Raw genomic sequence first — 11,257 nt, forward strand, 5'->3', positions numbered from 1 at the left:
AATCGCCACCTCGTAATTGAGATGGCGATTCTGTTATTTATTAAATTTGTTGTAAAGCTCTAACCCTTCTTTCTGAGTATTTTTTACTTTCTTATATCCAGCAGATTTCTGTACTCCTAGTTTTTCAAAGATTTCCTTATTCTCGTAACCATCAAATAACATTTCCAAAATATCTGGTGCTTGAAAATTTGATTCTGCAAGTTTTGCTTTCAAAAACTCAAACTGATCCATGAATAGATAAAGCTCAATGTCATCATCTATCATTGGTAAATCTTGTTTCTCTGTGAATGCTTCCCAAGATGAAATCTTAGGAGCATTTTTACTTGGCTTACGATAATCTTTAAGATAATCATTAACTGAGTTATTGTACCACCAGACCATCTGTTCATAGTCCTCTTCTGCGACTGGAACAAAGGCAGTTAGTATTGGAATACCCATAATACGACATTGACGAAACGTACCACGTAGCAAACCTGAATGGCGTGAATCCATGTAATAATCCTGCACGAACATGGGTGCTATTACTTCACTTTCAGTTGGTTGTACTCCAGTTGATGAAGATTGAGTTTGGCAGTAGTTGAAAAAGTTGACATTGATTGTCATGATAAATTGGCTTCCCAGTTAATACCGAAAGCACACATGACAAATCAAGGCATGCAAAAAATATTCTTGACCGCATAGTTACTTTCCTCTATGTTATCGGTCAGCTAACCTCACAGACTGACTGTGCACTCTCACACCATGACTTTGAGGTTCGCTATGATCAGTAGCAAATCACGGTATGAGATTACTTTTAGTCTAGTATCTCATGGAAAATAAAAAAGAAAATAGCAAGATTCTGACACGGTCAAAACCTTGCTATTATGCAATTTTCTCCTTAAAACACAGAAAATATCACCGAAATAATATAAAAATCGTGTCAACATTGTGACACGATTACTTGATAGATATTCCTCTTTTTGTTAAAAATTGTTTTGCAGCCGCTACAGATTGTCCTTGGAAATGGTTAAGTAGGTATTGGTAAGCCATATCTTCTTTATCACCATTTTTTATTTTAAAGTTTGAGAGCGATAACAGATGCTGATTAATAAAATCAGGTAGCTCAAGATACACCAATACCAATACAAAGAGCTGTAAACTACCACCCGTTCCTTTAAACAGTCGTTTAATCGTTGATTCACTGGAATCTACTGCTTCTGCGATTTGGGGGAAAGTTTCTTCTTGATAATCTTTTACTTTATTCATTGCTTCAGTGAAGTCATTTGGCAATTGTTTAAACAATGTAAATTCACGATTTCGTTGCTCCGTTTCAACTTCAAGCTTTCTTTCATCTATAGAATATTCAATCCCATGTTTGTATGAAATCTCAAATTTATACGAGCTAGGATGTAAAAGATATAAGGTAAAATCTTCTTCAAAACCCATTTCCTCATATTCTTTACGCTTAATGTCAAAAATAATCGCATACTCATCTAATTTCTCAAGAGCTGCTGGCGATATCAAAGGATACTTAATAAAGTACCAAACTACTTCTGGACTATTAATAACCACATGTCCGTCAACATAGATATAACGTTTAGAATCAATCAATTCTCGAAAATTACTATCGGAGGCATATAAATCAAACATTTGTTGTTCTGAAATAGTTAGAGTCTGATTGTGATTTACTTTTAGTTTATTAAAAGCATAATTGTTAACATATCGACCATCTACAAATTCCAAAACCCCACGAACTTCATCAAATCCTAATTCAATCAATCTTACTCTTGCTGACTGTTTTGAGACTTGGAAAAAATCTGCCAACTCTTCAATAGTAATTTGAAGAATATCTAGCATTCCAGTACGTTTGTTATTTTCTGCAATCTCAGTAATTAATTCTAATGCTTTTTTACAAAAAGTACTTCTTGGCATCAAAATTCTAGGTGGAACAACCTTCGCTTGTTTTTCTATCCACATTCTAGCGTTCTTAAAATCTTTATCTCTGGCTTTATAATCATCTTGCGAAAGTAAAAATTCCTTCATCATTATGTGAGGTCGATGTCTATAGTGATGATATGCCTCATGAATGAGTGTTAGGTTTTTATTCCCTTTCACAAATTTACTTGCATCATAAATCACCGTTCCTTCAGAAACAACTAAACTTTTGTAAGAATTGTAAGTATGGTCATATACCCTAGCTATTTCTGACCTAAAATGACTTTGACCACGAATGCTACCATCAGGGCTTAAGGGGCTTTCCAGCAATGTCAGTCCAAGGCTATTTATCGCAATTAGAGGGTCAATAGGTTGCGGTAACTTCAATGCAGAACTATAAAAGGTATTCAAAAATTGTTCTGCTTCTTCCTCGTACTTTGTTTGATACATATAGGGAAGTAACGTTGAATCAAGCTGTGTTTCACTATCAAACTTTACTTTTCGAAGTTCACCAATTTCTACTAGTGACATTATGACTTCATCATCAAAGAATAACAAATACTCAATCGTATGTTTTCTTTGGATATCTCTTATTTCTGTCTTCTCTTTACAAATAAACTCGAAATGTGTTTCTGAAGTCACATTAACTAATAATCGAATAGTTCGATAATCCTTTTTAAACGGAGTAACTTTAATATATTTTATGTTTGGAAGTTCTTTTGAGAACACTTGCCAGCTCTCAACACTGGTTTCTATCTTAGCTTTAATATCCAATAAAATATTACTATGAATATCTGACTTAATTTGATTTATAAATTTTCTTTTAATATATTCTGTAATTGGCATCTTACAACCTCAATTTCGTTGCTTTATAATGCAACATAATGTTGAGAATATTATATCAAAAATTGTTAAAAAAATCAGTACATTATTCTATTACAAGAAAATTTGTGCTAATGTTACTTTAGATATGATTGAACTACTAAAACCAGAAAAACGATTGATCAAACGATATATTTTACATATATAATGGATGAATACTAAGCAGATTTTGCATCTGAATGTTCTTTTGTTGCAAAGTTTGATATTTTTGATATAATTGTTGCATAATAAAGCAACAAAGGTGGTGCGTCATGTTTTCTGGAATTCGTCTTAAAGAAAAAAGAATTGAGAGAAAATTTAATCAGTCTGAAATTGCCTATAAATTAGGTATTAATAGAGCTTCATACAATAAGTGGGAGTCAGGAAAGTCCACCCCGAATCAAAAAAACCTTACTGCTCTCGCCAAAATCCTAGATGTCCCGGTCACCTATTTTGAATCTGAATACAATATCGTCAATAACTATCTTCAGTTATCTCCTGACAATCAGGCAAAAGCAGAGGACTATGTAGAAGATCTTCTACTTTCACAACAAACCTCTAACGTAACTCCACTCTTCTCAGTCCAAGTGCTATCAGATATCCAACTCTCCGCTGGTCTCGGAGAAGGATTCTTTGACGAGTTTGAAACTGAAACAGTCTACTCTGATGAGGAACAATACGGCTACGATATCGCCGCATGGATTGAGGGAGATTCTATGGAGCCCGTTTATAAGAGCGGTGAAGTCGCACTTATTCGTTCAAACGGTTTCGACTATGATGGTGCGGTCTATGCATTATCATGGAATGACTCTGTCTATATCAAAAAACTCTACCGTGATGAGGATGGATTTAGAATGGTCTCCTTGAATAAGGCCTATCCAGAGAAGTTCATCCCTTATGAGGATGAGCCAAGAATTGTTGGTCTAGTTGTGGGACACTTCATGCCTGTAGAGGGGGTATAATCATGAAGCTAAAGGATATTTTAGAACTTGGAATGTATGGTTTCAACCCCGATTGTAAAGTTGAAATATTCAATATGGACAACTTTGAAGAACGACTAGAAAATGAAGGATTCGATGAAATTCTAATTCCTCAAAATGAGGATGCTAAAATCTATCCTTACGCTTTTTTGATTAAAGATTCTATTTTAATTGCTATGACCGAGGAGGATGACAATACCAATGAACGTTAAAGAAATGATTTACATCAAAGACGAACGTATTATCTTTACCCCTGACAAATTTGAATACGACATCACAGATTACATCGGTGAACTTATCGAAGAGCTAGAAAAGCTCAAAAGGAGATAATCCTATGGGCTATATAGACTATTCTATTGAACCTCAAAGTGACATAGCCTTCCTCGATATGAAGTCCTTCTACGCTTCGGTAGAATGTGTGGATAGAGGTTTGCATCCTCTCTACACATCACTGTGCGTCATGAGCCGTGCAGACAACTCGGCAGGATTGATTCTCGCTTCTTCTCCTATGTTTAAGAAAGTCTTCGGTAAAGCAAATGTAGGTCGTTCCTACGACTTGCCATTTGATATCAACACTCGAAAATTCAGCTATCAAAATGCATGGAAACAGGAAATTGAGGTAACACCGAAGTATAAATCGTTTATTGAACACTGGGCAAAGCGTACACTCATCGTTCCTCCTCGAATGGACAGATATATTGAGAAGAATCTAGAGATTCAGCGTATCTTTCAAGACTATGCTGCTCCAGATGACATTCTCCCCTATTCAATCGATGAAGGCTTTATTGACCTTACTAGCTCACTCTCTTACTTTATTTCTGATAAGTCAATGTCAAGGAAAGATAAGTTAGATAATATTTCGGCTATGATTCAGAGAGATATTTATCGTAAAACAGGTATTATTTCAACTGTTGGAATGAGCAATTCCAATCCTCTTCTAGCTAAACTAGCTCTAGATAATGAAGCTAAGAAAACTGCTACAATGAGAGCTAACTGGTCATACGAAGATGTAGAAACCAAGGTATGGGCCATTCCAAATTTAACAGACTTTTGGGGGATTGGTAGTAAAACCGAGATTAACTTACAAAAACTTGGTATTCATTCAATCAAAGAACTGGCCAATTTCAATCCTGATATTCTCAAAAAAGAATTCGGTAAAGTCGGTGTTCAACTTTGGTTTCACGCCAATGGAGTTGATGAGAGCAACGTCCATGAACCCTATAAACCAAAATCACGAGGATTGGGTAACTCACAAGTACTTCCTAGAGATTACAGAACCCAAAGAGAAATTGAAATCGTATTAGCTGAAATGGCTGACCAGGTTGCTAATCGACTGCGTTCAGCCCATAAGAAAGCAACTGTTGTTTCAATCCATATTGGCTATTCTAGGACTGAGATGAATAAATCTATTAATGCTCAGAAAAAAATTGAACCAGCAAATCTCCCCAAAATAATGGTGGGCCATGTACTTGGATTATTCCGAAAGAAATACATCTCTGGTGCAGTGAGACAAATTGGTGTATCTTATAGTGGTTTTGTAGATGAAAACTATACCCTACTATCACTATTTGATGATGTAGAACAAATTGAAAAAGAAAATAGACTTCAGACAGCAATTGATGTTGTCAGAGAACAGTTTGGCTTTTTAGCTATTCAAAAAGGAACAGTCCTAACTGAAGGTTCCAGAAATATTGAACGCAGTAAACTTATCGGCGGTCATTCCGCTGGTGGATTGGAGGGATTAAAATGATTGACCGTTCATACTTACCATTTCAATCAGCAAGAGAGTACCAGGATACTAAGATGCAAAAATGGATGGGCTTTTTCCTATCTGAGCATACATCAGCACTCACTGACGATGCAAACAAAGTAACGTATATGTCAGATTTGTCACTGGAGAAGAAATTATTACTCCTCAGTCAGGTGTATGCTGGGCAACTGAACACGCGCATTCATGTAGTTGAAAAAAACAATCGAGTTTCCTATACTGGAACAATACCAAGTCTGACCAAAGATTTCATATTAATAAAAACTACAACAGGTCACATTAATTTGAAATTAAAAGACATTGTTAGTATTGAACTTGTAGAGGAGGTGCTCTATGAATCAGCTTGAATTTCAGCGTAATCACCTGCAAATGGACTATTATAGCGAGAGCTACCAAGATTTTGAACGTGACTTCTACCGCTACTCCAACATGAATATTCCATTGACCTTTCTGACTGATGATATCCTCAAAACAATGGCAACTTCTCGTAAGAATTACTTTGTCCTAAATAAGGAAAAGGCTAGAGATAATCGCGATCACTTCTTCATATTTGAAGTAAGAACCTTAGAAGAGAATCCACTAATCTATCATTATACATATAAGAAAACTACAACATATTTAGCAGAAAAATAGGAACTGTTCAATTGACTGTTCCTGTTTTTTATATTTTTGTTATTTATTGTTCAATTGAAAATTCCTTTTCAGCTTCTAAATTAATGCCATACTTCTTACCAAAATATATTGGGTAATTATCTGTAATCTTTTCCACTATTGCGCCACTATTTATTTTAAGCTTTTCTATAAAAACATACCCTATGTTTAATTCTTTCCTTCTGAGGAAAATATCAATACATCAATGTAAGACAATAGAGACTAAGCGAGTACATCTATGGCTCCTCAGTTAGCTGATTATACTCAACCAGCCATTTTCTTTGGACAATACTCTCAACAAACCGCTGATCATGGGAAATCAAGAGCACACTTCCCTGGTATTCCTGCAAAAATTTCTCCAGAGCTTCTATGGCTGTAATATCCAGATAGTTTGTTGGCTCATCTACTATCAAAAGATTTGCATCCGATAACAAGACCTTGGCCAAAGAAAGTCGAACACGTTCACCACCAGACAGATTTGCTACCTTCTGCTGGGCCTTATCGTAAGAAATCCCCAACATGCCTAAAAGATTGAGAACCGTTCCCCTGTCTTGAAGCGACGTTGAGCTAGCATTCACAAAGGCTGTTTCTTCTTCATTGAGACTTGTCAAATCCTGGGAGAAATAAGCAATTTTTAATTTTGGATTGTAATAGCCTTCTAATTCTTTTGAAATCAATTTCCGAACAAAACTTGTTTTCCCAGTACCATTTGACCCAACCAAAGCTAGCTTGTCTCCAAAAATCATGCCAAGCTGAGGAAAATCAAATAAATACTTTTCTCCAATCCAGAGCTGACCAGCCTGCAAGCGAAAGAGACTGTGAAGACCCGTATCTAAGGCACCTTTCGCTTCCATCTTTACCCACGCTTCCTTTCTGGGTTGTTCAACCTTGTCCAAACGCTCTATCCGTTTTTCCAAATGCTTGGCAGTCTTGGCCATAGACTTGGCTTGACTATCATAGGAACCCATCATAGCACTAACCTTCCACTCAGACGATGAAACACCTTTCTTTTTCTTCCCCATCTTCTGAGACTTGACTTGGCGTTCATGTTGGGCTTTTTTCAGTTGGGCAACTTTTTTCTGATAGGTTTCATAGGCCTGCTGCTGTCCTTCTCGCCTAGCTCGGCGACTTTCTACAAACGCCTCGTAATTTCCTAGATAAACCTGAAACTTTCCTTCTTCTAAATGCCAAATGTGACTGGCTACTTGATTGAGAAAATGCCGATCATGACTAACAACTAGTAGACTACCTCGATAGCGTTTGATTTGTTTGATTAGCTTTTCCTGGTGTTCTTGGTCCAGATTAGCTGTCGGCTCATCCAGGATTAACAACTGTGGTCTTTGGGCAAAAGCCTCTTGAATAGACTTCCAAACTTGTTCCCCACCTGAAAGCGAGCTCCTTTCCTGTAACTGGGGTACATAGGCCCAGTCTACTTTTACCTCAATTTGACCGGCAAAATCCCTATCCAGTCCTAGTAAGATTTTCAAAAAAGTAGACTTGCCAACACCATTATTTCCAACCAAACCAACCTTTTGACCAGCTTGAAGGCTCAACTGCTTGATTGTGAACAATCTACGCCCTGCAATTTCCTTCTCTAATTGAATACATTTTATCATTTCCATATAGACCTCTTTTCTTCACAAAAAGGGCTTCTATTCTTCAAAAAATGACACAAGAAAAAAGTCATGCAAAACATGACCTTTCCCTATGGAAAAAGTCACACGAATAGCAAGCCCTTATGAGCAGTCTTACCCCTTGTATCGTCGGTTAATGCAACCTCATACAAGTTTTAAGAACGACTAATAAGTAGCTTAATTATTCATGTAACTTCACCTCACGTATTTTATATTTTTATTATAAACAAGTTCAATGAATTTGTCAAATCATTAAAACGCCATGTATCATACAATACTATTTATAGTTACTAAAAATAACCGTAGGAAAATTTAAGTGTTCAAAATTTTCTTCAAGATTAAGAACGGATTTTATCTGAGCTATATTAATATATTTTCAAAAAGGAGTAAATCTGTTAGTGCTATAAAATCTCACTAATAATGATATTTTTCGCTGAACGTTCAAAATTTTGAACAATAATTTTATTGACTGGATAATCAACTATTAGTCTATCAAAATACTCCGAAAATTCCTAATGTACTATTGTTGTCATTCTACTTTTCCTCTTCATCATTAATAAGTAAACAACTTGCTCTCACTTATTATATTCGCAAGTCAAAATAAATTTTCGAATTTTTTTCAAAAAAAGTTAAGTTGTATTATATCAATTTCTATACACTCACTTCTATCGACCATTCAGGCGATATTAAAGGTGGGTACGTTTCTATTCCCACAAACTCCTTGTTAATGGAAACAAACACGTACCCACAGGGTAAATGGAAATAGATTTTGATAATTTCTAGCTATCACTTCTACACACTCAAAAAATTTACTCACTCTAATACTTCCCCACCCCAAAGCAAAAAGCCTTGCAATCAAGGCTTTTCATTATCCCTTTCGTTCAAAGGTTTCTAGGCTTTTACGAGCAGAGCAACACACTCGACGTGGCTCGAGAGGACAGAATGAATGTCATTTATGTATGTCCGTTCTCGGAAACATATCCACTGCGTTTTTGGCACTATTGGTAGGCGGGAACATATCCACTATATCCGTAGCAAAACACATTATGCTCATAAATTCACCGACAAATTGGAATTTGTCGGCTTCGTGTTATGCTCACGATATACAAATTTCGTATTACTCGCATATACGCTATAAACCCCCGTACTTCTTCATAAATAGTTCAGGTGATATAAGCGCATCAGCATTTTCATTAATTTCCTCTATACTCCAGTCCCACCATTTGACACGAAGCAGGGTTTCAATCATCTCCTTTGAGAAGCGGTAACGCTTGATTCTCGCAGGGACACCAACGACGACAGCAAAAGGAGGAACATTTTCCAGAACCACTGCGCCCGAGCCGATTATAGCACCGTCACCGATGCTTGTCACAGTGGAAGCATTGATGAATGCATGTGCGCCGATATAAACATCGCTACCTATGGTCATAGGTTCTTTGCTGTAAGCATAAGGGTGTTTCGGGTCCTTTCGCAGCTTTTCATGGAATATAGCCATACTCTCTTCATTGAAGAAGTTTTGAATATCGTCGCTTACAAAGGTCATGTTTAACTGATGGTTCACATGGATCTCTGCCGTGCCGTTAATCGATGTAAATTGGCCGATGCTCTTGATATACCCGTTTTTGCAAGCTCCTACGACACCGTCTCCAAAATACGTTTGCCTGCCAACGGGGACATTGAAGCACATTCGTTCAAACGGAAGTTCGCCTCCCTCATCGTCAAACGTCAGATAGTCATTAGCGTATTGAAACGACTTGCTCTGTTCATCGGATAAAAAGTCGGATAAGTCGTCATCGTTTACAGCAACAACATAATGATATTGAGGGTCAACGCGATCGTCAACACGAAATTTAAAAGGTTTTAATGCACGAAGCAAACGGCGTGTCGGAACACCCCATACAACTACCTCGCGTCCGTTGAGATAGCGTTCTAAAACTTGTTCAAGTCTGGTTTTCATAAGTATCTACCTCCCAAAATATGTAATCCCCAGTTCAAAACTGCCCGACAAATTACTATTTATCAGTTATTAAACAGGTAACTTTCATTTCACGTTTTAATACATCTACACATATGGATCTAAAAGGAGTTTCTTTGTCCCTTTTTTATTTTCCTCATCAATTATTAATACACAAGTCAATTTATCTATCAACTTTTTGAGCGTTCCCCTGTCTTTTTCAAATCCACCATTTGCCATCTCACGCTGTTTACCGGATATCGGGCAATGGCAATAAACATTTCCTTTGAAATTGTGAACAACGTTTTTGTAATCCCCAAGTAAACGTGTTTCTTCCCCATCTTTCCACATATTTCGTATATCAATGACTGGTTTTATTCCATGGTCATCCCATAGATTCATCATCAATCTGTCAAACGTTGCTTCACAACTTCTTCTAGAACATCTTCCTATTGTTGTTGTGAAAAATTGGAATGGTATGAATAATGATGCGTATGAATAAAATCATCCCACGATTGGATAACTTCATTTTCATCACGCAAATCAACTATTTCTATTTCTTCAAGATTTCTATCTTTCACCGCACCCCACGCTTTTTTCAACATCGTAATAGCTTCAACATCACTCTTGGGTGCGCTATATCCAAAAATAGTAACCATATATGCTACCTCTAACGCATTATTCAATGATTTCCATGACTTTGATATAGCTGTATCACTAGAATAATCTTTATTCTTTATTGGAAATAAAAGTTTTGTGGGTCAGATACTAAAAAACCGCAGTCAAGACGGAAAATCATCTCATTCTTCAGTCTTTTCACCAGATCTTTGGTGAATGGGATTCGTTCAGAGATCCTGGCAACCAAAGAATCGACCATGGCTGCACAGTTGAGCTCAACAGGCCTGCCAACACGCGTTTTTTTCGATAACTGGTGAAGCACTGGTCCGATATCAATAGCTGAAAAAAGAGCATCAAATCGTTGGGTAGGTTCTAAATCATATAAATCTTGCAGGTCAAACAGGCTTTCTTGTCGTATAATAGGCATAGGGAGTCTTCCTCCAGTCTTTGAGTTTTGTGTCATTACTTACTCATTTCGACATTTTGGGGAGGTACTCCTTTTTTTACGTCTCAAAAGCCTTGGGGCTCTAAGGGTTAAAATTACGAAATTGATTCATATTACAATTTAATCCATTATCCACACATTCCGCTCAGCATCGACCGGAAGCACCTTCCAGATTGCTTGTATCACTCCTTCAACGTTAAACTGAACAGTTTGTGTGCTTTGTTTCAACCACTCGGGATTTGTTTGTCTATACAAGAGAAACCTTTTGCCATTCACAACTGATCACAAGTTGGCCATCCTCTATATGGCTCGAGTTGATGGCATTGATGTCTTAAGCTGATTTTTAACCCTTTCGTTCGCGGGAACGTATCAACGGTATTTTGATTATTTTTTAAGAAACTGATATATGGGGGAACATATCGAAGCAATCAA

Annotated in this window: 12 protein-coding genes and 1 pseudogene; 6 read left to right on the forward strand and 7 right to left on the reverse strand. The window is 36.8% G+C overall.

All coding sequences use genetic code 11. The features are described from left to right. Positions 1-33: 33 nt before the first annotated feature. On the reverse strand, positions 34-603 hold the full coding sequence (locus tag ACVRWY_RS04190) for a hypothetical protein (protein WP_354368212.1): 570 nt from the start codon (positions 601-603) through the stop codon (positions 34-36). A gap of 333 nt (positions 604-936) precedes the next feature. Further along, positions 937-2,760, reverse strand: coding sequence for an ImmA/IrrE family metallo-endopeptidase (locus ACVRWY_RS04195; RefSeq protein WP_354368210.1), 1,824 nt, complete (start codon positions 2,758-2,760; stop codon positions 937-939). A 287-nt stretch (positions 2,761-3,047) separates the two neighbouring features. On the opposite strand from ACVRWY_RS04195, the gene ACVRWY_RS04200 reads away from it, so the two are divergent. From ACVRWY_RS04200 to ACVRWY_RS04225, 6 genes are read left to right on the forward strand one after another with little or no spacing between them, the layout of a single operon-like run. After that, the gene (locus tag ACVRWY_RS04200) at positions 3,048-3,737 is read left to right on the forward strand and encodes an XRE family transcriptional regulator (RefSeq protein WP_354368208.1); all 690 of its coding nucleotides are present in this window, start codon (positions 3,048-3,050) and stop codon (positions 3,735-3,737) included. A 2-nt stretch (positions 3,738-3,739) separates the two neighbouring features. Next, the gene (locus tag ACVRWY_RS04205) at positions 3,740-3,967 is read left to right on the forward strand and encodes a hypothetical protein (RefSeq protein ID WP_354368206.1); all 228 of its coding nucleotides are present in this window, start codon (positions 3,740-3,742) and stop codon (positions 3,965-3,967) included. After that, the gene (locus ACVRWY_RS04210; RefSeq protein ID WP_014636309.1) at positions 3,957-4,085 is read left to right on the forward strand and encodes a hypothetical protein; all 129 of its coding nucleotides are present in this window, start codon (positions 3,957-3,959) and stop codon (positions 4,083-4,085) included. Before ACVRWY_RS04205 ends, ACVRWY_RS04210 begins: the two co-directional genes overlap by 11 nt. A 4-nt stretch (positions 4,086-4,089) precedes the next feature. After that, a complete protein-coding gene (locus tag ACVRWY_RS04215) occupies positions 4,090-5,505 on the forward strand; it encodes a Y-family DNA polymerase (RefSeq protein ID WP_354368203.1) in 1,416 nt (471 codons plus the stop codon). Next, positions 5,502-5,870: a hypothetical protein gene (locus tag ACVRWY_RS04220; protein ID WP_014636307.1), complete on the forward strand. Its 369-nt coding sequence runs from the start codon at positions 5,502-5,504 to the stop codon at positions 5,868-5,870. The genes ACVRWY_RS04215 and ACVRWY_RS04220 overlap by 4 nt, the downstream gene beginning before the upstream one ends. After that, positions 5,857-6,156, forward strand: coding sequence for a DUF5960 family protein (locus ACVRWY_RS04225; protein ID WP_027974808.1), 300 nt, complete (start codon positions 5,857-5,859; stop codon positions 6,154-6,156). The genes ACVRWY_RS04220 and ACVRWY_RS04225 overlap by 14 nt, the downstream gene beginning before the upstream one ends. A gap of 254 nt (positions 6,157-6,410) precedes the next feature. Here the strand turns inward: ACVRWY_RS04225 and vga(F) are convergent, their stop codons facing one another. The 5 genes and pseudogenes from vga(F) to ACVRWY_RS04250 form a co-directional block, all read right to left on the reverse strand. Then, complete coding sequence (gene vga(F) / locus ACVRWY_RS04230; RefSeq protein WP_037622512.1) at positions 6,411-7,796, reverse strand: ABC-F type ribosomal protection protein Vga(F); 1,386 nt, start codon at positions 7,794-7,796, stop codon at positions 6,411-6,413. 1,144 nt (positions 7,797-8,940) lie between these two features. Continuing rightward, positions 8,941-9,765 (reverse strand): aminocyclitol acetyltransferase ApmA, encoded by an 825-nt coding sequence (gene apmA / locus ACVRWY_RS04235; protein WP_015059965.1) that lies wholly within the window; start codon positions 9,763-9,765, stop codon positions 8,941-8,943. A 105-nt stretch (positions 9,766-9,870) separates the two neighbouring features. After that, positions 9,871-10,167, reverse strand: coding sequence for a hypothetical protein (locus ACVRWY_RS04240; protein ID WP_049949269.1), 297 nt, complete (start codon positions 10,165-10,167; stop codon positions 9,871-9,873). Positions 10,168-10,211: 44 nt separating this feature from the next. Then, positions 10,212-10,421 carry a hypothetical protein gene (locus tag ACVRWY_RS04245; RefSeq protein ID WP_049949270.1) on the reverse strand — a complete coding sequence of 70 codons (210 nt, stop codon included), beginning with the start codon at positions 10,419-10,421 and terminating at the stop codon, positions 10,212-10,214. A 101-nt stretch (positions 10,422-10,522) separates the two neighbouring features. Beyond that, positions 10,523-10,807: pseudogene (locus ACVRWY_RS04250) on the reverse strand (transposase); the annotation flags it as partial. Between the last annotated feature and the right edge of the window lie 450 nt (positions 10,808-11,257).

The organism is Streptococcus porcorum (genome assembly GCF_053203725.1).

Excerpts from the sequence above, each read along its gene's own strand:
- ACVRWY_RS04210 (WP_014636309.1), top strand. The coding sequence starts at position 3,957 with ATGAACGTTAAAGAAATGATTTACATCAAAGACGAACGTATTATCTTT.
- ACVRWY_RS04205 (WP_354368206.1), top strand. The coding sequence starts at position 3,740 with ATGAAGCTAAAGGATATTTTAGAACTTGGAATGTATGGTTTCAACCCC.
- ACVRWY_RS04240 (WP_049949269.1), bottom strand. The coding sequence starts at position 10,167 with ATGATGAATCTATGGGATGACCATGGAATAAAACCAGTCATTGATATA.
- ACVRWY_RS04215 (WP_354368203.1), top strand. The coding sequence starts at position 4,090 with ATGGGCTATATAGACTATTCTATTGAACCTCAAAGTGACATAGCCTTC.
- ACVRWY_RS04225 (WP_027974808.1), top strand. The coding sequence starts at position 5,857 with ATGAATCAGCTTGAATTTCAGCGTAATCACCTGCAAATGGACTATTAT.
- ACVRWY_RS04200 (WP_354368208.1), top strand. The coding sequence starts at position 3,048 with ATGTTTTCTGGAATTCGTCTTAAAGAAAAAAGAATTGAGAGAAAATTT.
- ACVRWY_RS04195 (WP_354368210.1), bottom strand. The coding sequence starts at position 2,760 with ATGCCAATTACAGAATATATTAAAAGAAAATTTATAAATCAAATTAAG.
- ACVRWY_RS04190 (WP_354368212.1), bottom strand. The coding sequence starts at position 603 with ATGACAATCAATGTCAACTTTTTCAACTACTGCCAAACTCAATCTTCA.
- apmA (WP_015059965.1), bottom strand. The coding sequence starts at position 9,765 with ATGAAAACCAGACTTGAACAAGTTTTAGAACGCTATCTCAACGGACGC.
- ACVRWY_RS04245 (WP_049949270.1), bottom strand. The coding sequence starts at position 10,421 with ATGGTTACTATTTTTGGATATAGCGCACCCAAGAGTGATGTTGAAGCT.
- ACVRWY_RS04220 (WP_014636307.1), top strand. The coding sequence starts at position 5,502 with ATGATTGACCGTTCATACTTACCATTTCAATCAGCAAGAGAGTACCAG.